Below are 21,804 nucleotides of genomic sequence, written 5' to 3'. Positions count from 1 at the left end.
GTTTTTTCATAGCACAAAATAAAGCCGGTAGGCAAATTTGATAACATTCGGTTTAGTAGCTAAATCTCCAGCGCCTTCTTTAACTTAGTTAATTGCTCATTCCTCTTAGCTACAGCCATTTTTTTGATATTTTGCAGCTTCCATTGAATGGCCGGAAGTTTTTCAACACCCTTAATACCTAAGAGTCCCCAATTTGGTTCAGCAGATTTTAAACTTATCAAAAATTCTTTTTCATCCGCCGTCATATCTTTATGAATTTGTTTTATCAGGGCATTTCTTACCTGGTAAAGATCATCTAAAGTCGTTGGTATTTCTGTCATATCCTTGAATTCTTTATCAAAAATATCTTTGATATTCTTTTTAGTCGGAGCAATCACTTCGTGCATTGGCCGATCATGAGAAGCTAAATAGACTAAGAAGCCTTTTCTAATTTTGTCAGTCAAGCCCTCATTCTCTAATAAAATCTTTATATCAAAAAGATCACGAGGGTGTTGCCGATCAAGAGCAGCACAAATTTTTCCTCCATAAAGATCAGCCATAGGGACCACAGAAATTGAGACACTCATCTCGAATAAATCTTCTGCGGTTTTCACAAGATCCATTGATTTTGACGCTCCCGTTAGACCTCGTATCACTGCATTGGGCTCAATCTTAATAGAGGTCTTTGTAGTAGCCACAACGAGTTTTATTATTTGATGGCCGTGCTTTGTTTTTCGAACTTTTGAGCCGGGCACCCTCTTCTCAATTTCAGCTGAAATTCTTTCGAGTGCCTCATTCATTTTCTGCAAAGACATTTCACGATTTTCTATTGGGACATAGGTAAGATCAATATCAACACTCAGTCGTGGCATATCCCTAACAAATAAATTGATTGCAGTACCACCCTTTAGTGCAAAGACTCTTTCTTTATCAATGATAGGGATGCACTTGAGCATTAACTCTACTTGCGGATAAAATTGATTCTGTTTCATTCTTACCTCGGAACTATAATTTGATATTTCGAATCGAGTTTGCCGTGGGGTACAATAGCTCGCTTACCTTTACCTAAATCGATCTTTGACGTATTAAGTTTTAAAAACCATGTGTGCCCAGATTTTTCAGCTAAATAGAGAAACAGTCTTTTTGCTTTCACTGATCGGCACAGCTGGAGATGACTCTGTAAAACTTGAGGTCTCATATTTGCTAAGTTTTCGAAAATAAGTTCAGCCTCTTCAAAAGACTGTGTCGACGGCACCGATTCAAGCATTTCAAATACTGCTCGTTCAGGGGTAGAAATTTTTATTTTTAGCTTGTCTTCTTCATAATCTGAAAAAGTCTTTATAGTTTTAAGTTTTTCAGAAAACATTTGAGTTTTCTGAAATTGAAAATCAGCTGTTTTTTCAAAATCTTTAACCCAGCGAGGTAACCGACTCAGCGTCGCACTGTAGAGATTAATTGTTAATTTTTTTTTCATAGGGATATAGTGGCCTAGCCCTCTCAACCTCAGGGCAGTCTTCCCACCCACCCACACTGACATCTCAAGGAACTCCTGAAGAGCTAACATTACGCCTACCCAAGAAACATCTTCGCCTTTACGTATAACGACTCCCTTTGCAACTCTTGTGACCCAACCATACTGCTCATACCGATCAAGAAGCTGTCTTGATATCCCCTGCCTCAAAAGCCACGATGTCGGAGCCACCGATCCGCGAGGCCAATTTTGCAAGAGCTGGTTTAACTTAGTTCTATTTTGTCTATCCATGATTGACATTATCACATAAAATCAAACTATCTGCAATGTCTCAGTTTAATATAATGCTATAATGTCAATCATAGATGGACATTATAGCATATAAACAAACTAAACTTCTTTCAAATCAAATATAAACGCTATGAGCTAGTTAGAATCGGTTAAAACGCCAGCCTCAACCAAAACCACCTGTTTCTTTGTTGTTTTCTTCCACTGGGCTCGATACTCACGAGCCACGACGAGTGGTTCGTGTACTTTGGTACGGCGGCATCCATAAATAAGGTTCTGGTTCTTGGTTCTTCCCCACAAAACGTGGCAACAGACTTGGTTTCTAAAATATGTTTCTAAAAAACCCGATCTCTTTTGAGATCGGGTTTTTTATTGGCCAGATATTGATGTATGGCTGAGACCGAAATGAGTCGACACCTAATACCACCGAAGGTTCGAGGAGCATGCCACCGCGCCAGCGCGGGGCAAACTTAAAATAGATTTCGCGCACGACGCGCGAAGTACATTACGAACCTGTCAAACTGGTGTTCGGCAGCATGCTTTCTCATTCTTCCGGATTTACCCCGCCTGAAAGTCCAATGCCAAATTTTCTGGCAAATTTCCGCCAATAGACGTTAGTCAAATCCACTACGATGCGACCAAATATTTTTTCTAACAGCCAAAAGATAATCACTAACCAAACCGTGGAGGGCTCTTGCCACCAAGGTTTGTCAAAAGTTGTGGAGATACTTCCAATCTGACTTTCAATTTATTTTAATTTCCAACAATTCAGTTCTATGCGCCAGATCTTGTTCTACTGGGCTTTTTTCAGTTAATCTTGAATTAGTAATTACTGAGTCAAAAATATTGGTTGATAATTCACTACTATAATTTTTAAGACGTTCAGTTGTTAAAAGTTGATCCTTCGCTTGTAAAACCACGTTGATAGTATCGACATCCTTTTTATCAGATTGAATCTCACTTTTTATATCCTTATGGTCTAAACCAAGTAGATGGGCTCCGGCTATAAAGACAGCTCCCGCAACGAACCCCTCTGAGATTGATATCTGTCACTTCAACAATCTCCACTTCGCTCCACGCCCCTTGCCTTGAAGCTGAATTAATTTCTCCGCCTTCATCTCTCTTAATACGAGGCGTATCCAATCCCTCGTAATCCAAGGGCATTCATTTTCAATTTCAGAAATTGCAAAGGAACCTTTTTGGCGCAGCACAGCTTGGCGCACTTGATCTGATTTTGAACCCTTCCCAGGTTTGATTTTACCGACTCGCTCTTCGAACTCTCGATAAGCTCGCAAGAGTACAACCCAGAAGTAGTTTATCCATGGCCCGACATCATGCTTACTTGCATGCCATCCTTTTGAACTTTCCTCTAGCGTGCGATAGTAGTCCTCTTTTGTTTCTTCGAAAATTCTCTCTAGCGAAATATAACGTCCAACTTGGTAATCGAAATGATAAAGCGAGATGAGTGTAATCAATCTGGCAACGCGTCCATTACCATCACTGAAAGGATGTATGCAGAGAAAGTCTAGAATCGCTAAAGGGATAACAATAAGTGGATCTGACTTCCCTTCATCAAGAGCCTTAAGATAATTTTCTTCAAGTTCTTGCATTTTCATTGGTGTCTGAAATGCAGGAACTGGTTTGAATCTGATTCTTGTCGTTCCATCAGGATGCCGCTCAATGATTTCATTATCTGTGGCTTTCCACTTACCACCAGGTTGCGCCATGTATGAATAAATAGTCTTATGAAGCTGTAAAATGATGTTGCTAGAAAACTTCATCTCCTTCGCAGACCCATGAATAAGAGCCAACGCGTCTCGATAGCCAGCCACTTCTTGTTCTGACCTATTTTTTGGTTTTGAATTTTGTAATACGAGATCTTCTAATCGCTTGTGCGGTACCTCAATACCCTCAAGCCTATTCGACGATTCGGTTGATTCTACCTTTGCGGTTTCTTGGAGACTTTCCAATGCCTCAGGTGACTGTTTCGAATAGAGGATTTGTTTCCCACGATATTCGCCAAGCTGACGAAGAGTCGCCAACTGTGTGGAATCAAACTTTAGCTCATCTAGGTAGTTAGTTTTTAGTGATGCCATATAAGGGTATTATCGGTCTTAATAGGGTATTTTTCAATACAAAATACCCTATTAAATGGAATAATACCCTATTTATATCGAATATATAAGCTTTGAAGGTAGAGCCCTTTTCAATACATTTCAGTGCATTTCAAGATGGTCGCATATTGACACTCATTACCAAGAGTTGTGAAAATACTTTGTTAAAACGAAATTTCTTGAGACACCATGACCTTCAATCTCAAAGAGGATCGCATCTAGGACCACCGCTTTTTCTGTGGAGCAAACTTCCTCGATGTGTACGTCACAATCATCCATGTTCGCTATATACAAGATATCGTGGTTGGCGGTAACAACTCCACACCTGGGCAAGCCAAATCCCCGAAAGAAATCTTGATTGAAGCCAAAAATATCGATAGCTTGGCCCCCTATCTTAAATAATTCATCAAGTTAAACATTTAAGTCGTTGGATATTTTAAAGTTTTCAAACGGCAAAATAGCTGTGGGAAATGAAATGACTGAATCAACTGTTGTTTATTGTGATCTCACTGACAGCCAAGAAACTGGCACAGCACTTGGCAATCAAATTCGGGCAGAGTTTAAAGATGCCATTGCTGATGTTGTGATTGTATTCGCATCATCTAATTACAATTTCACAAAACTTCTTGAAGCACTGAAAGTAAGCTCAAAATCTAAGATTATTGTAGGCTGCTCTTCTGCTGGAGAGTTCATCACAGGTAAACACGGAGTCTCTGCAGCTTCAGCTTTAGCAATGTGTTCATCAGATATGAAATTTACACTTAATATTGGGCGCGGCATACGTGCTAACCGTTCAGGTGCTGCAAGGGAATTAATTTCGACATTTCAAGGGAAGAACACAACGTACCCTTATCGTTCGGTACTTCTGCTTGCAGATGCCCTTGCAGGCTATACAGATTCTTTGATTGAAGAACTAACGACGCTGACAGGTGGAACTTATCAATTTTTTGGCGGTGGCTCAGGTGATGACGCCAAATTTAGTCAAACCCATGTTTTTCATGACACCAAAGCTGAAACAGATGCCGTCGTTGGGCTTGAAATTCTCTCAGTTAAACCATTAGGAGTTGGCGCTGAACACGGCTGGGACGTTGCAAGCGAACCATTTAAAGTTACTGAATCAGAAGGAATGAGGCTTATAAGTTTAAACTCAATTCCAGCTGTCGAAGTTTTTGAAGAGCACTCAGAAGTTACAAAACAAGAATTTGATAAATCTAATCCAATGTCCTTTTTTCTCCATAATACTTTGGGCATTAAAGCAGAGGGCGGCTATAAAATTCGCGTACCTCTTTCGGTTCAAGCTGACGGTTCAGTATTATGCGCTTCAGATATTCCTACAGGTGCGACAGTTTACATAATGAAAGCCAGCAATAAATCATCTGAAGATGCCGCACAAACTGCTGTTGAATCTGCATTAAAGCAGCTTGGAAACAATAAACCAAAAACTGCACTCTTTTTTGATTGTGTAGCTACACGCCTCAGGATGGGAAAAGATTTTGGTTTAGAACTTCAAGCTCTTCAAAATTCATTAGGTCAGAATACCAAGTACGCTGGCTGCAACAGCTACGGCCAAATTGCTCGAGTTGAAGGTCAGTTTAGTGGATTTCATAACTGCACTGCTGTTGTTTGCATATTTCCTGAGTAACAGGAGCAAGGAAGTTAAAAAGTGTTAGATCAAAGACTTCTCACTTTTATCGGCAGTTTGAGTGATCTTGCAGAGCGTCCTGGAGCTGCAAAAAAGTTTGCCAACGCTTTAGGCGCTGTCGATTTCTTGTTATTCACCAAAGATAGCACTCTAAATATTCTACTCCCTGCTCCAGGATTTCCTCAAACTCTTCCAGGGGGGGCGAAAATGGCGAGAATTTATCTCAGAGTGCCAGGAAACTAGAAATCAAACAGCCCACTTAATATCTCCTTACGACAATCAATTGACACTTGTAATCGGTATTGCCGCTTCAGATGGTTCGATTCTGGTATTGCTAGGCGGAGCTCCTGATCTTGATCGGGCATTTGAAATAAGTGTTCTTATTCCACTCCTCGCGGCAGCCCTTCACAATGAGCGAGTCCGTTTAACGGCAAAAGGGCAGGTCGATACAGAAAGCAAATCTGCACAGCGGGCGATGGAGCTCTCAATGGCGCTCGATGAGACTCGTCGAAATCTTCAGATGTCACTTCTTGAGACTAAGCAGCAGAAAGATTATGCTGATACCGAGCGAGAAAAATTTGAAGCACTTTTTGCTGAGTCGCCAACTGCAATGGCTTTGCTTCGAGGACCCACACATATTTTTGAAAAAGTTAACTCCGTCTATCTGCAACTCATCGGTCACAGAGATGTTGTTGGAAAGGCACTTCTTGAGGCCTTGCCTGAATTGATAGATCAACCTTTTGTTAAACAATTATTGGATAAAGTTTATGAAACCGGCGAGACCTTCATTGGCAAGGAGATAAACGTTTTTTTAAAGCGGCAGCCTGAAAGCTCACCAGAAGACAGATATTTTGATTTTACTTATAAGAGAATCTTGAACGCTCATGGAAAGCCCTACGGTGTGCATATTAATGCAATAGATGTTACCGATAAAATTTTAGATCGAAAAAAAATTGAAGATAGCGAGCGCCAATTTAGAACGCTTGCTGATTCAATTCCACAGCTAACGTGGATGGCCAATGGAGATGGTTGGATTTATTGGTACAACCAGCGATGGTACGATTATACAGGAACAACACTTGAAGAAATGAAAGGTCAAGAATGGGTTCGAGTGCATCACCCAGACCATGTCGAGCGAGTGGTTGATTTTATTTCTCAAGCCTGGAAAAAAAATGAGCCTTGGGAATTAACATTTCCACTTAAAAATAAAAATGGCGAATGGCGATGGTTTTTAACTAGAGCTGTGCCAATTCTAGATTTAAACAAAAAAATTATTCGTTGGTTTGGAACCAATACAGATATTGATGACCAGGTTCGGATTCAAAGCGAGAACGAACATCTTTTGGATATGTCGCGTATAGATTTAGAAAATCTCAAAATGGAGCGCGAGATTCGAGAAAAGTTCGTGGCAACTCTTAGCCATGATCTTAGAAATCCACTGGCAGCGGCCAAGCTAGGCGCTCAAATTTTAATTAGAAATCAGCCGGCAACAGACAGCCTGGTTCAATCTGTCAGTAAGATTGTTTCAAGCCTTGAACGAGCTGACATGATGATTCAAGATCTTTTAGACGCAAATCGAATTCGGTCGGGTCATAAACTTCCAATTCAAATCGAGTCCTGCAATCTCACAGAAGTTACTACTGCCACAGTTGAAGAGCTGAATTTGATGTACGAAAATAGAATTATTCTTCGTGCTAAGAAAGAGATTCGCGGCCACTGGCATTGCCAAGGTTTAAGAAAAGTTATCGAGAATTTAGCGAATAACGCAGTTAAATACGGATTTCCGAAAACCCCTGTGTCTATTAGTTTAAGTCAAATAAATGAAATGGTGCAAATAGCAGTACATAATGAAGGCAAACCACTAACTCCCGAAGAGCAGATTAATATCTTTGATAGTGGCCACAGAACTAAATCTGCTGAAAAGAGTGGTGAAGCTGGATGGGGATTAGGATTAACCTTGGTGCGCGGCCTTGCAGAAGCTCATGGCGGAATAGTTAAAGTAGAAAGCACACCAAGTAGGGGCGTTACATTTGTAGTGGAGCTTCCTTTAGACTCACGGCCATTTGCTCAAGAGCAAAATTCTCACACAGAAATGTCAAGTGCAAGCAGACCAGGATGAGTAAATATCAAAATCATTCTGAATTTATTCAAACCTGGATCAATGAAAAGACAAAAGATTTGGGAGATCTGACGGTGGAGTGCAGTGATTTTTTCACGAACGAGATGGCCACTTCAAATTAAAGTTTTTTCTAAATAATTGAAGCTGACCTGAGTTACAAAAATACCTATAAAGACCTGAGCTCTCTTCTAAAATAATACGAATGGTAATTTGTTGATTTTTAAACTTTTTCTTTAACCGTTTAATTTCTAAATCTCTATGCCTTTTGATACTCCAATAACCTGGTGGCTTTTTTTCGTATGATATTCCGAAGTGACAAGAATATTTTTTCAGTGAATCCAAAATTCCCATTATCTGAGCTCTTCCATATGCTTGTGGATAATTTTCTCGAAAATCTTTCCACGTAGCTGATTTAGACAAGCAATACTTAATAGTCCTAGTGTTCCAATAACCGTTTAATTTTTTTAACGGTTTAAATTGAGACAATACTTCCTGAACTATACCCATGCTAATGGCTGTAACATATGCTAAAACGTAGTTCCTGATAAAGTCTGTTCTGGATTTACATTTCGCTGCTACCTCATAAATTTGCTTTTTCGTGGTATACTTCCTGTGAGCTCCACCAAGGTGACCAGCTCTTTTGGGGTTTCCTATCGAAGACCAGCCTTTATTTAAATACGTTTGAATTAATTGCGCTTCCTTTTTTGCAGCAATTTCAGCTGGATATAATTTTTGAGAAAGTAAAAATTTGTATGGAACAGTCTTGGATTTTATTTTTATTTTTGGATGTCTTGTTAAGTGATGATTTAACCTATATTGAGGATTAGCTGTAATTCCGACATAAAAAGACTTATCTTGAAACTCTAGGATATAAATATAGCATTGTGCTTTGTTACCCAACCTGAACATATGCCTACAGGCTTGTTTAAGAATTTCCCTCTGGATTGCAGCTCGATATAGTTTCGGGCTTGCTTTATACCAGCCCGTTCGTGATTCGTATTTTTTTGCATCTTCTAAAATCATTTGTTTGGTATAAAATATGAAACCCAAGGGTCACAAAGATAGGACTGAGTTAAGTACGTTGTCATATATATATATTGTTTACAAACCACACAACACACCTACCGTCCCTTCAGTAACGTTTCGATTTCTGTAAAAATATTAAGCAATAGAAAATATTTTTAAGATTAACTTCAGAACCACTTAACCCTGGCCGATAGTCTATATGCACAAACTGCGGGGGCACAAATGGCACGCGAAACAAAACGGGATAAACTTATCCGTCAAATGTCTGATCAAGTAACAGAGCATTTACATCAACTCAAAGCTTTAGCTGCGAATACAGCAACTAAAGAGTCTGATGTAGAAAGCTGGTGCCAACGTGTTCTTGTAAACTGTTTAGGCTACACAGCAACCAATGGCTATATGGTAACGGCACAAGAAGCAAAAGGTAAAACACGACCTGATCTTATAGTTAATAAAAACAATAAGCCGTTATTCATTGTTGAAATCAAAAAACTTGGTTTTGATTTTGAAAAATCAAATTATAGATCTGGTCTAAGTCAACTTGGCGAATATTTGAATCATCTAGGGATTCGCTGGGGTATTCTCAGTAATGGTTTTGAATGGAAACTCTATGATTTTTCCGATGCAGAAATTGGCGCCATAGAAGTCTATGCTTTTGATATATTAAATGGAGCAGAAGATATAGATATCTCTAAAAAAGCAGTAGAAGAATTATGTTGGTATCTAACCGATTTTCACGAATCTACATTTGATTCAAATGAATGGGAAGAATCTGCAAAAGAAGCTACAGCTTTTTCTCCTGAATCACTCGCACGAGCTATTTTGTCTGTTGATGTCGTAAAGAATATAGCAAAGACTATTCGCGGTGAATTTGAATTAAAAGTTAATGTGGAACTTCTTATCGAAACAATATTCGAGCTTGTCGAAAAAGGTCTCGATGATGCAGTTAAAGATTGGAATGACGTAAAACGAGCTGAACTAGCAAAGTATGTTAAGTCACAAAAGCGTGCAGGTAGGAAACAACGCAGAACTGCAACAAAGGATTTAACAGCTGAGGTTCCAGCAGTTCTCCAGCCGCCCGCTGCTTCAACCACTCCACTACCAATATCAACTGTAACAGAAACTGTCGCACTTCCACCCTTGCCTACAGAAAAGAAAGACGCAGCATAATTTAAAAATACACGGGTGAATGACACGCATTGAGTGAATTATCACTATGATGTACTCATCCAACTTTATCCACTAATTCAGACGTCTTCGATCGAAGATCTTCAATGAGTCGTTCAACACTCGCCACAATCTTCTCCCGCTCAACAGGATCAATAACCTTCCCATAAATAATCTTCACTTGAGCTGAAAGATCAAAATCCTTACCCATCTTCTTATTCACATAAGTAGCTAAAACAATTCCAGGTACCACACCTAAAAGTAATGGACCGGGTATTAAAAAACTTGTCAGCATTGTAGTTGAACTAAAAATGACCCCTCTAGTAACAGCTTTGTGACAAACAAGTGTGTTATACCCTAGTGCTGCTGCTACAATGATAAAGACTAAGACCACTGGGTTCATACTCACAGCGCCACCTAAACCAATAGCTCCAAGTGCTTTTGAGAAGTTGTCTTTATCCTGTTTCTTCCATGACATGAATAATCCAACGCTGCTAACGTGCCACCTACAAGTGACTCAAAAGCTTCTTGCCCATTCACCGTGAGTAGATCTCGTGCTGTTTCCTCACTCACATCAAACGATCTCAAAAACGCATAAGCATCATCAGTTAACTTACCAAAGACAGGCATTCCCGCAGGTGATGAGAGATCTGTGAAATAGGATTTAAACCAAGTGGTAAACGTCTCAGAATCAGACCAGCCTTTAGCCTCGCCTACTTCTCTTGCTTCAGCGATTGATTCAAAAAAGCCATGACCCTCAATTAAAATTCTATGGTTTGAAGGTGAAATTTTTAGATTAGTTTCAATGTCGATTAAGCCCTTAGCCTCAAAACCAGCATCCATAGCTTTTGAAACTTCACTTTTATAATTGTTTAATTTAGATACAAAATCAGTTTGACTGATGTACTGGCTGAAATCCCCCATGGCAGCGACTCCGCCGAGCCAGGCTTTTTCAGTTTGTGTTTTTGCTTTATTGAAAATATCTATGATTTGGCTGTGGATAAAACCCATTCTTTTCTTTTTGCCATTTTAGCCAAGCATGAAAATGTTCATGTTTCTCTCTGTCCATCACACAAAGATTCCACAAAGAGTTATCATCTCGTATCCCATTAATGTGATGTACAATCTCATTGGGATAAAGTTTACGACCGAGATATTTCTCAGCAACCCACCGGTGCACAAGCTTCCCTGATTTAGATCTTACATAATACCCAGCATAGGTCTTAATTTTCTCATGCTTTGTGAGGCTTGTGCGTCTTATACGGCTGATAACCCAAACAAACGCGAATACCAAAATAACCCAAAGGAAAAACTTAAAATCAATATTTGAAATTTCGACGGAAGCTTTTTGCGGCTCCATTTTATTCTCAGTATATTTAGTTGGAACCTTCGCACAACTGATGATCGAAAAGACTGCTCCGATTGCCAGAACTACAATGGAAATAAAAAGCAGCTTAAAATTTGATTTAAATTTCTTCACACTTACTTATCGGCACAGCGAGCGTCAATTTCGTGAATATTTATAGGTTTGGAGTGCGGTAAAAAAGCTGTACAGGTATTCGGTCTAGTTTGAGGACGAAGGAATTGGTTGGCTACTTATGATAAAATCAGGAATGGGCCTGATGAGGAGCTAACATTCTTATGAGTGCGATTAATGGGTCTAGATTTGGCTAAATTAGCCGCAAAAAAAAGGCCAACGCTACTGGCGCTGGCCTTTGACTCGAAGATCAATAAAATTTTAAAGCGAAGTTGGCTCAGTCGTTTTTGGAGTTATAATAATATCCACACGACGGTTTTGTGCGCGACCTAACTTTGATTTGTTTGTCGCGATAGGTTTAGAAAAACCGTAGCCCGCTGATAGCACATTAATTTCGTTAAATCCGTTAGACTTAAAATAAGATGCAACTGAACTTGCTCTGGCTTCAGAAATAGCTTTGTTTGTTGATTCGCCACCAACTGAATCAGTGTGGCCTTGAACTTCAATCACTGAAGCATTTAAGGTCTTTGCGATATTAGAAACTTTTGCTAACCCTAAAAGCGAAGCACCTGGTAAGTCAGATCGTCCGCTATCGAAATTCACGTTCTTCATTCGGATTACAAGTTTTCCACCCTGTTGAAAAGCTTCAGCTTCATCGGGTTTAAATTCACTTCGCGCTTGCTCAATGACCCGTTGAATTTCAACTTTGTCATTTGCAGTTGTAAGATCTTTGTCCTTACCTTGAATCTCTGAATTTAACTGGCTGTTCTTTTCATCTTGTGACGCTGCTGCTGCCGCATTGATGTTTGCAAGATTCTCTGCGTCTGCAGCATTGGTGTTCGCAAGATTCTCTGCATCTGCCGCAGTTTTAGTTGCAAGAGTTGCAGCATCGGCTGCAGTTTTATTTGCAGTGTTTGTTTTTTCAGTATTCATTGCGCTTATTAGGTTATTTTGGTTAACCATTTTAATGGCTGCGGCCTCTGACAAAGATTTGCCGTTTTCTTTAATTGTATTCATCACATCTGACAACATAGCAGCATCGCGATTTGCTTCAGCTACTGAAACTTGAAACCCCTGTGGATTTCGCACATTTGTTGAAATAACAGATTCTGAATTTTTTAAAGACAAATCCGCTTTTTTCAAAGTTAAGGGGGCGCGCTTTTCTGCACGATCCTTTCGGGCGCCATTGATTTTTGCTTGCGCCGAACCTAATTGAGTCAGAATAACCGCACGTCTTTCAAGATTAATGTATTGATCTTGTAGTTTTACAATTTCATCAGTTTTGAGATTTTCTAACTCTGAAGCATTAGAGCTGACTTCAGAATCAACACTCTTTAGTTCTTTCTCTAAAGTGGGCTGTGAACTCGCACCTGCAGATAGAGCAGCTTGGCGAGCAACAAAAAGACCAGGAGCTTTTGACTCGCGATTTACAGATGTTGCGTAGGCTTGTTCTAAAAAACCCCGACTTTTTCTTAAATCTTCTAGAATTTCTTCTTGGTTCTTTTTTGCAGCGAAATCTGACCGAGCTTCTGAGAGCCATTCATTACAATTTTCGAATTCATCAGGAGCTAGTACATCAACATTTTTTGAGATCGCTGTACGAATATCTACTTCAAGTTTTGATATTTCTTCTTTAGGATCAGCATTGCTTGGAATATTTGCTTTTTTCCCGCCTGTAGAACAAGCCATGAAGGTTAAAAGACAAAGAACAGACACAAACGCTAAAACAACTTTATTTATTTTAATCATTATTATCCTTTCGAGATAAAATTCGACGACATTCAAATATAACTTCAATTGAGTAGGCGCCTTTTATCAGGCTAATACAATCAATATCGGGTTTAGTTTCAACGTGTTGAAATGATAAGAGTACTAATGATTAAAGTGACGCCTCTAATTCAGAGACATTGTGAGTTGCTCGATCTTTTTGAGCAAAAGGCATTAATATTTTATTTGCTCTAAATGATTTAAGAACACTGAGGTTAAGCAAACTTTTAAGCGAATTAGTACGGTCACTATATTCTTGGGTCCACACTAATAGAGTAAATCGCATTCCATTCTCTGTAAACTCTGCGAGACGAACTTCTGGAGCTGGAGTTTTTAATATACCAGGTTCATTATCGGCAACTGCAAGAAGAAGTCTTTCAATAATTAATGGATCAGAGTCATAAGATACGTTTACAGAAATGGTTACACGAACGTCTTTACCGGAATGACTCCAGTTAATCAGCTGTTTAGAAATAAAATCTGAATTGGGAACAATAATAGAATAATTTTCATTAGTAATAATAGTGGTCGCGCGTACTGAAATTTTTTGCACATTACCTGTAACAGTTCCGACTTCAACTCGATCGCCAAGCTTAAGTGGCTTTTCTAAGAGAATAATAATTCCACTAATAAAATTACTAAAAATAGACTGCATGCCAAAACCAACACCAATACCGATAGCTCCTGTAAGTACTGTGAAAAGTCTTAGGTCAAGACCAGTGGTTTGCAAAATTACAGCTAATCCGATTCCCAAAATTGCATAGTAGCTTAATGTAATTACCGCACGCCAATTACTAATGTCGATTCCATGTCTTTTAGAAATGGCTTCGATTAACCAGCCTTTAATTTTTGAGCTCACATAAATAAATCCCAGCACAAAACCAAGAGTTAAAAGAATTCCATATAAAGTTATGGTGCTAGTACCTAAAACAATTATTGGATAATTTAAGATTTGGCTAAATTTGTTCATTTCTAGATTTTAGTGAGCTTTGCGGGGGAAGTACACTGTTACTTAATTAAACGAGCACTAATCGATATAGTTTTTAATCTTGGTGATAAGCTCACTGAAAGCAATATCGAAGTCATTTGCCCAAATTGGATTGAAGTCTAACAACTAATCTTTCAATTAAAAATTCAGTGAGTATGTACAAAAACTCTATATCGCGCTTTTTAGCAACCTGACTTAATCGAGAATTAATTGATTGGGCCAAATCTTTCTGATTTTTCATTGGTTTTTTGACATGGCCACAATGGCCTCCCAGTGTTGATTAAAATACTTTTCAAGCTTTAAACTTTTCGCTTCAGCATGAACCTTTTCGATTGTTGTCGTTCTCTCTATCAACGCAGTTCCAATGGCCGCATATGCAGTGTCTAGCCCAATCTTGCTTGAAAGCCTCAATGCTTCAACCAATGCTCTTTCTATTGTGACAATCCGATATGCGCCCTTAACTACTACGCCCACTTTAGATGAAACTTTTGTGTGCACGCAGTGATACCTTGAATGCTTTTTCTTATTACTACTTGGTACGAGAACCCAAACCTGACTTGGTATCTGCTCTATGAGTGAGTAGTAAAATAGTGCAGTCAATCCTCCAATAACCGATTGACGACCAAACTTCGCGCATGCCAATGCAAACTCACGCTCTACCCCCAGCAATTCAGAATTCTTGTGGATATAATAACCAGTATCTAGCTTCTCTACTTCACCGGTCTTGACCAAACGGTAGAGCGAAGAAGTAGATATCCCCGCCTTCTTGAAATCACTGATTTTCAAAACACCGTAGGTCGCCCAATCTTGGCTCTTAAAATCCAAACTCACAGGCCGTCCACGCTTTTTAGCTACCTTCTTCATGTTTTAATTATGGTTAAAAACAAGGAAATATACAAGTTTTTCCTCATTTTTAACCATAAATCAGAGGTCCTTAATACCAACGCCCAGTTGGTTTAAGCAAAAGTTTTGTTGCAACTTTAAACGCTATGTACTGGACATTTCATCCAGAGAACTTTCAGCGGCTCTAGCTAAACACCTACACTTAGAGCATGGGGCATACCAAAAAACTCACAAATTGAAATTTAGAATGCAAATGACCCTTGAAATATAAGCAAAATTAGCAATTTAATGAGTGATGAAATTTATTTGTCACAAATCATGATTCTCACCGTAATACCCAGTGAAAGGCACTGAAACTCAATGATAACTGGCCATAACAAAACTGATGAGGAGCTTATGGAAGCCTACCAAGCCGGGGAAGCGGCTGCATTTAATGAATTATATGAACGTTATTCAGGAAAGATTTATTCTTATCTTTCTTCGAGGCTCTTTAATAGGACTGACCGTGACGAGGTATTTCAATCTGCTTTTTTGAAACTTCATAAGTCTAGACATTTATACACGCCGCAGTTTTTGTTTGCTCCGTGGCTATTTACGATTTGTAAAACCACATTGATTGATTATTTGAGATTAAAAAAGCCAGAAGTCGAAATGAATGAAGTTCACTTAGATAATCTCGCAAGCGCTTCGGGCGCTGAAGCTGCACTTTCGGTTTCTGATGCACTTTCAACTCTTTCTGAGCCACAGAGAAAGGCACTTGCACTGAGATATCAAGATGGTCTTGATTTTCCAGAAATTGCCGATCGAATGAAGACTTCATCTGTAAATGTGCGCCAAATAATCAGTCGAGCTGTTAGAAAAATTCGAGGGAATAAATGAGTAATGACAATAAAACTTGGATTAAAGAATTCACAGGCTTTGTTGACGCAGAATCTGTGCAACCACCACTAGGCCTTAGCGAAAACATTCTTAAACGTGTCAGAGAAGATCTGAACCCGAGTGCTTGGAAAGTGTTTTCTAAAATTAGTCTTATTCAGGCCCTTGTTGGATTTGCAGTTTTACTTTTTTGCCCTCAGTTCGGTTTTAGTCTCACCGGTTCTCATGGAATCATGCATGTACTCATGCAGTACGGCGAAACGGTTTGTATGTTTGGCTGCGGCGTTATTTTTGCCGGATCATCTTTGCTTGCGTCGGTTATTGCAATGCGCCCAGAAGAAGTACAAGTTTTAAGAAAAAACAAAACCCTTCAGTTAATACTTCTAACATTACTTACTGTCGGAACATTTCTCTGTTTAGGAGCTGAAGTATTTGAAACATTAACCTTAGCATGGATGGCGGGTTCGATCTTAGGCGGAATTACTTCACTTGAACTAGGCTGGGTGACTCGCCGCTGGATCAGACAGAAGGTGATCTATGGTTAAACTTTTATTTATAATTTCATTTTTGATTTCATCTGCATCATTCGCTCATCCGACATCTTACAAATATGCGCTTGCTGTTATGACATGGAATCAATCATTTTTGAGTGATTCTTGGGTGAATTACAGTTTTGCAAGTGATGCTGCAATTGCAGCTCGTGCTACACGAATGCAAATGCCTGAAGGAGAGTTTGCAGCCTATTTTCCACAGATCAATTACCTAGTGAAGCGTTGGAATAACCCTGAGTCGCAAGCAAATATTTATGCTTATGCTGGGTACGGCGGCGCAAGATTCAAAGAGATAAATGGTAACGCTGGCCTTGTGGGCATTGAAGCGGATGCTGAAAGCCGAAAGTGGTTCGTATTGGGAAGATGGGAATCTATGTATTCAAATCTTGCCGATCCATTTCATAAGGCTGAGTTTCGTTTAGGTGTGGCACCTTACGAGGCAGAATTTAATGAAATTGCTAGTTGGTTTATGGTTCAAGCCCAATATCATCCAGGGCTCACGCAAAAATTTGTAATCACTCCCCTTTACAGAATGTTTTATAAAAGCGTTCTTTGGGAGACAGGCGTGAGCACTAAGGGTGATTGGATGTTGAACTTCATGTTTCACTTTTAAGGAAAGGAATATTTTATGAAATTTTTTATTCTTATAACCACTCTAATTTTGAATGCTCAAGTATCATTTGCTGAAGGCAAAATAGCAACAGAAGCTAAAATTGAAGTGAATGGTATGGTTTGCGGTTTTTGCGCTCAAGGAATTACAAAGAAATTCAAAGCCGAACGCGAGGTTGCCACTGTTGATGTGAAGCTTGAAGAAAAAGCGGTCACTTTGAAATTTAAAGAAGGCGAAGAATTGAGTAATGAGAAGATCACTCAAACATTAAAAGACGCCGGTTACACCGTTGAGAAAATAGAGAGAAAGTGAGAGATGAAACGAATAAGTTCATTTTTGAGTCTTTTTACCTCTATCAGCACGCTTGTGTGCTGTGCGCTCCCAGCACTTTTTGTAGTGCTCGGCGCAGGTGCAGCTTTTGCTGGCCTCATTGGAATTTTTCCGCAGCTAATTTGGATCTCTGAGCACAAAATATATTTTTTTATATTTGGTGCTGTGATGCTTTCAGTAGCTGGGTACATGCAATGGAGAGCTCGCAAACAAGCATGTCCCATTGATCCAAAACTTGGCGAAGCCTGTGCTACCACTCGTGATTGGTCCGTTTGGATTTATTTTTTCTCACTTGTTTTATACTTGATCGGTGCTGGCTTTGCGTTTTTGCCTCAACTTCTGAGTTAAAACATGGCAAAAAAAAAGGGCGCCGATTGGCGCCCCCGAGGCATTTAATTTTTATCGGCGGCGTGGGTAACGTGGACCTCTGCCGTGATCGTCATCATCATTACTGCGATCATCGTAATCATACATGTATGCTAATCGAGCTACTGAGCGCTCTACTCTGTACCAATTACGCATTACATAAGAAGAAAAATGAGCGTAGTAAAGTTCTTGTCGAGTATTTGAAAAAGTGTGCATCAAGTTTTCAAAATCACGTTCTGTATGTTGTGGATTTTGATAGTATTCCTCCGCTTGATGATGAAAATGTTCTGCACTTTCTGAAAGTCGATGTAGCGCAACAAGAGCTCGCTCTTGATAATTACCGCCATGACCGTTATAGGCTTCATTCTCAGCTTGTTTATGAACCTGCTCAGTAACAGTCGCCACGCGATGAGCTAATCGCATAACTTCAGCCATCTCCTCAACTGTCGGATGACTTGCAAATGATGCCGAGGATAGAAATAGTATAGATAATACGCTTGATAAAAATAACTTTGCCTTCATAATTCTCTCCATTTGTTAATAATAATTTCCCAACTGAAGGTCAAATTAGCAAGAGTCATTCCACCCATTCTAGAACTCAGAACGAATCTAGTGCTTAAAAATTATTTAAGTAGAGACGTTTTGATACTGAAAGTGCAAAACGCACCACCCTTAAACATTCTGCAACAGTAATTCTTTTCTTACTTAAAATTAGTCATTTGACAGTTATGGGTCTACTCATGAAGTGAATACTCCTATGGGAAGGATAGTTGATGAGAATGCTGAAAATTATTTTGTTAAGTTCTTTTGCGATTACGCAAATTTCTTCTGCAGAAGAAATAAAATGTACGGTTATTACTGGCGATGTCCCAGAGATTACAACTACTCTGACGATTAAACCAAAATTCCCACCTTTCTCTGGTGGACGCGCATATCTCTATGCCAATGTAGAAAATAATAGTGAAGATCCATCTGATAAACTCAAAGACGAGTACATGGTTGAACGTGTTCGTAAGGCCGACTATACTCTCTATAGAGACCAAACAATTGGTATACTCTTGCAACTCACTATTCCTAGTAAGATTGAGAATCCACAAGAATTCATGGGTAATTTAATTCTATATCAACAACCTCCTAATAGACCTCAAGGTTATGGTTTAGAGCGTCGCTATGAAAACATGACCTGTTCATTTGACGGAGAATTTTTTCCCAAAGTAGCTCCTTGTCCAAAACCGGAAGCTCTTTACACCGACTGGTCAGCCGCAACAATTCAAGGCACTCCAAAAGATATCGAGCGACTTCTGCGGTGTGGCGCAGATGTAAATTACAAAGATAAATTTGGTTGTTCAGCCTTTTTACGCGTGAGTGATACGGGCTGTGGAAATCAATTCAGCGGACCTCGCGGTTCACTTTTTCTAACAGATATCATCAAGCTTCTTATCGAAGAAGGTGCAAATCTTGAAGATAGAGATCCTATTTCAAAACGAACACCATTACTTAACTTCGTCTATTCTAATAGTGTTACTGAGGTAAATGCACTTCGAGATGCAAAGCCAAATATCAATGCCCAAGGCAAAGACGGAAACACCGCTCTCATTTATGCAGCTCAATCTCGTAATGAGCTCATGGTAAGAACAATTCTCCGAATGAACCCGCAATTAGATTTAAAAAATAATCAGGGGCTCACGGCTTATACAATGGCCGAAAAAAAGGGATACGCTGAACTCTTAGAACTTCTCACTCCAGTCGCAGCTGTTGAAACAATCACAGGAAATGCTGATGGAACATGCTCCCCCACTATGGTTCATATATACAAAGACAAAACAGTAGAGATTGTATTGTCTGGCCGCGCAGATAAAATGTTTATGCTCACCGCACCTGATCTGGGTATTGAGTTAATGACGATGGGCAGCGCACCTGTAAAACAAAAAATCACACCGCTAAAAACTGGAACCTTTCCCTTTAGTTGTGGAATACATGGAGCTCCCCAACAAACTCAAGGTAGTTTCATGGTCATGTAATCGCGTCGGAGGTAGGTTTGAGAAATATTTTATTTTGTATAATCTTAGTCAGCGCTACTTTTGCTGCGAGTTGTACTTTCAAAGAATATAAAAACCATGTTCCTGAACAAATCAAGTCTCAGGGTGGACTCCAGCCGACATTCGCGTCAGTTCAAAAACATATTATTCAATCTAAATGCATGAGTTGTCATTCTGGGGCTTCGGCTCCTCATGGTATTGATGTTTCTTCATATGATAAAATCATGAATAATGCCGTCTTCCCTCCCCTTGTGATTCCTGGAAATCCTGAAAGCAGTAGCCTCTATACGGCTGCAGCTTCTGGCCGCATGCCAAAGGGTGCTGCACCACTTCAAGAAATGGAATTAAAAGCTCTTTACGGTTGGATTAAAAACGGTGCAAAAGAATTTGAAGATCAACCCCAAGTTTCGCCAACACCAGCACCTACTGAGCCACCTGACGATAATGAACCTTGTGACCCCGAGCGCCCAAGTGGTGAGCCAGGTGATTCACCTTGCTCTACACCTGGGAATTAATTAACCAAAGGATAGGAGATCTATATGATCAATAAACTTTTAGTAGTAACCGCATTATTTTTGCCTGTAATTTCTTTTGCCCATGGGAACAAAGCTTCAATGACGGCTGCATCAATCGTAGTCGCCACTGAAAAGTTTGAAAAAGATTACGCTGCCCAACTTGTGAATTACACAGGAGTCAAAGGTTGGCCTGAAGGAGCAAAAGTACAGGTTAAGATTTATTTAACTAATAGCAAAGTGATTGGCTACAGCTGTCACATGATGGGAACAAATGTCATGTGCGATAGAGTCAATTAATGCGGGCTCTATCACTGGTAGATGGTAATGATGAAAATAATATTTTTTTTAACAGTGTGTATTTTTCTTCGACCAAACGAAGCTGTTGGCTTTCCAGAAATGGTAAGACACGGCTACGTTAACTGTATTTCCTGTCACGTAAGTCCGTCAGGCGGCGGGGTGCTTACACCTTACGGTCGCGAACTCACTAAAGAGGTTCTTTCAACTTGGGGTCGCGAGGGTGAAGGCGCATTCGCCTATGGAGCAATTAAGTTTCCAACATGGATACATGGCGGAGGTGATTTAAGATTCCTTCAAATTTATCGAGATACCCCAACACTCAGAGAAGCTGCATTTTTTCCGATGCAAACTGACCTTGAAATGGCTGCCACATCTGAAAAATGGGCGGGAGTTGTTTCAGGCGGCGTTCAGAGAAGTATTCATACACCACCTCAAAAAGGCGAATTCTTTAGCCGGCGACATTTTTTAATTTATAAGCCCACTGAAGAAGTTCACTTGCGAGCAGGCAAGTTTCTCCATAACTTTGGCATCAATATGCCTGAACACAATGCTGTTACTAAGGGCAATGATTCAGGTCTTGGATTTAATCAAGGAACTGAGACTTACAATCTTGAAGCTTCATACTTAGGTGAGAACCTTAATGCCTATCTTACAGGTCTTTTCGGTCGCCCCGATGCAACTCGTTTAAATCGTGAAAAGGGCTTGAGCAGTTCAGTTAGCTATTTCTTTATGGAGCGGTATAAAGCAGGGGTTAGTTATTTTTACGGCGAAAACAACACTGCATCTAGGCATGTAGCGGGTCCGTTTTTTATTTTGGGTTTTACGCAAAAGTTTTTCTTGCTCTCAGAATTTGATTATCAAAGTTATAAATCAAAAAGTTTACCAGAAACTTTGCCAGGCTTTGTAAATTACCAACGCCTCAACTATGAATTCATACAAGGTTTTCACGGATACGTGACTCAAGAATATTCACAGCTAAATCTTAATGATAGCAACACTGTTTCTAGAGCTTACGGAATAGGCACACAGTGGTTTCCAAGACCGCATTTCGAATTTAATCTCTATTGGCAAAAGCAGTTGAGAGTTTCGCAGTTCTCTCAGTACATCGATGTAGCCTGGCTCATGATGAATTTCTACCCGTGATATCATTCATTCTTTGTACATTCTGGCATTATCTACACTCAAATTATAATTCTTTACACACCTCATAAATTACTATTAAGTAAAATATGAGCCAGGCAAAAAGTCTGGCTCATATCATTACTAAAGACCCGCCGACTTTCGTCTAAAAATTCTAAAACAAAACACATTATTTCAAAATAAGGCCAACTTAGCTCGA

26 protein-coding genes are annotated in these 21,804 nt (G+C 39.6%); 14 read left to right on the top strand and 12 right to left on the bottom strand.

Annotated elements, in window-relative coordinates:
- Positions 1-59 precede the first annotated feature (59 nt).
- The 4 genes from SGI74_02605 to SGI74_02590 all read right to left on the bottom strand — a co-directional run bounded on the left by SGI74_02605 (position 60) and on the right by SGI74_02590 (position 3,834).
- The gene (locus SGI74_02605) at positions 60-971 is read right to left on the bottom strand and encodes a nucleotidyl transferase AbiEii/AbiGii toxin family protein (GenBank protein MDZ4676375.1); all 912 of its coding nucleotides are present in this window, start codon (positions 969-971) and stop codon (positions 60-62) included.
- A 2-nt stretch (positions 972-973) separates the two neighbouring features.
- Positions 974-1,741 (bottom strand): type IV toxin-antitoxin system AbiEi family antitoxin domain-containing protein, encoded by a 768-nt coding sequence (locus SGI74_02600; protein ID MDZ4676374.1) that lies wholly within the window; start codon positions 1,739-1,741, stop codon positions 974-976.
- Positions 1,742-2,481: 740 nt separating this feature from the next.
- Complete coding sequence (locus tag SGI74_02595; GenBank protein MDZ4676373.1) at positions 2,482-2,658, bottom strand: hypothetical protein; 177 nt, start codon at positions 2,656-2,658, stop codon at positions 2,482-2,484.
- Positions 2,659-2,787: 129 nt separating this feature from the next.
- On the bottom strand, positions 2,788-3,834 hold the full coding sequence (locus SGI74_02590) for a Fic family protein (GenBank protein ID MDZ4676372.1): 1,047 nt from the start codon (positions 3,832-3,834) through the stop codon (positions 2,788-2,790).
- A 276-nt stretch (positions 3,835-4,110) separates the two neighbouring features.
- Between SGI74_02590 and SGI74_02585 the strand changes: the two genes are divergently transcribed.
- From SGI74_02585 to SGI74_02570, 4 genes are all read left to right on the top strand, one after another.
- Positions 4,111-4,254, top strand: coding sequence for a hypothetical protein (locus SGI74_02585; protein ID MDZ4676371.1), 144 nt, complete (start codon positions 4,111-4,113; stop codon positions 4,252-4,254).
- Between the two features lie 73 nt (positions 4,255-4,327).
- The gene (locus tag SGI74_02580; GenBank protein MDZ4676370.1) at positions 4,328-5,494 is read left to right on the top strand and encodes an FIST N-terminal domain-containing protein; all 1,167 of its coding nucleotides are present in this window, start codon (positions 4,328-4,330) and stop codon (positions 5,492-5,494) included.
- Positions 5,495-5,515: 21 nt separating this feature from the next.
- Positions 5,516-5,737, top strand: a complete 222-nt coding sequence (locus tag SGI74_02575) for a hypothetical protein (protein MDZ4676369.1) — start codon at positions 5,516-5,518, stop codon at positions 5,735-5,737.
- A 40-nt stretch (positions 5,738-5,777) separates the two neighbouring features.
- A complete protein-coding gene (locus SGI74_02570; GenBank protein ID MDZ4676368.1) occupies positions 5,778-7,613 on the top strand; it encodes a PAS domain-containing protein in 1,836 nt (611 codons plus the stop codon).
- 93 nt (positions 7,614-7,706) lie between these two features.
- Here SGI74_02570 and SGI74_02565 read toward each other — a convergent pair whose 3' ends face one another.
- Positions 7,707-8,636 (bottom strand): GIY-YIG nuclease family protein, encoded by a 930-nt coding sequence (locus SGI74_02565; GenBank protein MDZ4676367.1) that lies wholly within the window; start codon positions 8,634-8,636, stop codon positions 7,707-7,709.
- A gap of 225 nt (positions 8,637-8,861) precedes the next feature.
- Here SGI74_02565 and SGI74_02560 point away from each other — a divergent pair, with 225 nt between their 5' ends.
- Entirely contained in the window at positions 8,862-9,809 is a 948-nt protein-coding gene (locus SGI74_02560; GenBank protein ID MDZ4676366.1) for a type I restriction enzyme HsdR N-terminal domain-containing protein, read from the top strand.
- Between the two features lie 55 nt (positions 9,810-9,864).
- Here the strand turns inward: SGI74_02560 and SGI74_02555 are convergent, their stop codons facing one another.
- From SGI74_02555 to SGI74_02530, 6 genes are all read right to left on the bottom strand, one after another.
- Positions 9,865-10,284, bottom strand: a complete 420-nt coding sequence (locus SGI74_02555) for a hypothetical protein (protein MDZ4676365.1) — start codon at positions 10,282-10,284, stop codon at positions 9,865-9,867.
- On the bottom strand, positions 10,224-10,817 hold the full coding sequence (locus tag SGI74_02550; GenBank protein MDZ4676364.1) for a hypothetical protein: 594 nt from the start codon (positions 10,815-10,817) through the stop codon (positions 10,224-10,226). Before SGI74_02550 ends, SGI74_02555 begins: the two co-directional genes overlap by 61 nt.
- Positions 10,777-11,286: an HNH endonuclease signature motif containing protein gene (locus SGI74_02545; GenBank protein ID MDZ4676363.1), complete on the bottom strand. Its 510-nt coding sequence runs from the start codon at positions 11,284-11,286 to the stop codon at positions 10,777-10,779. The genes SGI74_02550 and SGI74_02545 overlap by 41 nt, the downstream gene beginning before the upstream one ends.
- A 258-nt stretch (positions 11,287-11,544) precedes the next feature.
- Positions 11,545-13,032 carry an OmpA family protein gene (locus SGI74_02540; protein MDZ4676362.1) on the bottom strand — a complete coding sequence of 496 codons (1,488 nt, stop codon included), beginning with the start codon at positions 13,030-13,032 and terminating at the stop codon, positions 11,545-11,547.
- A gap of 130 nt (positions 13,033-13,162) precedes the next feature.
- Positions 13,163-14,020, bottom strand: coding sequence for a mechanosensitive ion channel (locus SGI74_02535; GenBank protein ID MDZ4676361.1), 858 nt, complete (start codon positions 14,018-14,020; stop codon positions 13,163-13,165).
- A gap of 255 nt (positions 14,021-14,275) precedes the next feature.
- The gene (locus tag SGI74_02530; protein ID MDZ4676360.1) at positions 14,276-14,902 is read right to left on the bottom strand and encodes a hypothetical protein; all 627 of its coding nucleotides are present in this window, start codon (positions 14,900-14,902) and stop codon (positions 14,276-14,278) included.
- A 375-nt stretch (positions 14,903-15,277) separates the two neighbouring features.
- On the opposite strand from SGI74_02530, the gene SGI74_02525 reads away from it, so the two are divergent.
- The 5 genes from SGI74_02525 to SGI74_02505 are packed head-to-tail and all read left to right on the top strand — an operon-like array spanning position 15,278 to position 17,596.
- Complete coding sequence (locus SGI74_02525; GenBank protein ID MDZ4676359.1) at positions 15,278-15,760, top strand: sigma-70 family RNA polymerase sigma factor; 483 nt, start codon at positions 15,278-15,280, stop codon at positions 15,758-15,760.
- Entirely contained in the window at positions 15,757-16,302 is a 546-nt protein-coding gene (locus SGI74_02520) for a hypothetical protein (GenBank protein MDZ4676358.1), read from the top strand. Before SGI74_02525 ends, SGI74_02520 begins: the two co-directional genes overlap by 4 nt.
- Positions 16,295-16,921, top strand: coding sequence for a hypothetical protein (locus tag SGI74_02515; protein ID MDZ4676357.1), 627 nt, complete (start codon positions 16,295-16,297; stop codon positions 16,919-16,921). Before SGI74_02520 ends, SGI74_02515 begins: the two co-directional genes overlap by 8 nt.
- A 15-nt stretch (positions 16,922-16,936) precedes the next feature.
- Positions 16,937-17,230, top strand: a complete 294-nt coding sequence (locus SGI74_02510) for a heavy-metal-associated domain-containing protein (protein MDZ4676356.1) — start codon at positions 16,937-16,939, stop codon at positions 17,228-17,230.
- 3 nt (positions 17,231-17,233) lie between these two features.
- Positions 17,234-17,596, top strand: a complete 363-nt coding sequence (locus tag SGI74_02505; protein MDZ4676355.1) for a hypothetical protein — start codon at positions 17,234-17,236, stop codon at positions 17,594-17,596.
- A 51-nt stretch (positions 17,597-17,647) separates the two neighbouring features.
- Here SGI74_02505 and SGI74_02500 read toward each other — a convergent pair whose 3' ends face one another.
- On the bottom strand, positions 17,648-18,136 hold the full coding sequence (locus SGI74_02500; protein MDZ4676354.1) for a hypothetical protein: 489 nt from the start codon (positions 18,134-18,136) through the stop codon (positions 17,648-17,650).
- 251 nt (positions 18,137-18,387) lie between these two features.
- Between SGI74_02500 and SGI74_02495 the strand changes: the two genes are divergently transcribed.
- From SGI74_02495 to SGI74_02480, 4 genes are read left to right on the top strand one after another with little or no spacing between them, the layout of a single operon-like run.
- The gene (locus SGI74_02495) at positions 18,388-19,635 is read left to right on the top strand and encodes an ankyrin repeat domain-containing protein (GenBank protein MDZ4676353.1); all 1,248 of its coding nucleotides are present in this window, start codon (positions 18,388-18,390) and stop codon (positions 19,633-19,635) included.
- Positions 19,636-19,652: 17 nt separating this feature from the next.
- A complete protein-coding gene (locus SGI74_02490) occupies positions 19,653-20,168 on the top strand; it encodes a c-type cytochrome domain-containing protein (GenBank protein MDZ4676352.1) in 516 nt (171 codons plus the stop codon).
- 24 nt (positions 20,169-20,192) lie between these two features.
- Positions 20,193-20,465 (top strand): hypothetical protein, encoded by a 273-nt coding sequence (locus SGI74_02485; protein ID MDZ4676351.1) that lies wholly within the window; start codon positions 20,193-20,195, stop codon positions 20,463-20,465.
- A gap of 30 nt (positions 20,466-20,495) precedes the next feature.
- Entirely contained in the window at positions 20,496-21,608 is a 1,113-nt protein-coding gene (locus SGI74_02480; GenBank protein MDZ4676350.1) for a hypothetical protein, read from the top strand.
- Positions 21,609-21,804 lie beyond the last annotated feature (196 nt).

This window comes from Oligoflexia bacterium (assembly GCA_034439615.1).
Taxonomy (GTDB): Bacteria; Bdellovibrionota; Bdellovibrionia; order JABDDW01; family JABDDW01; genus JAWXAT01.
This window is presented reverse-complemented; position numbering and strand designations above follow the sequence as displayed.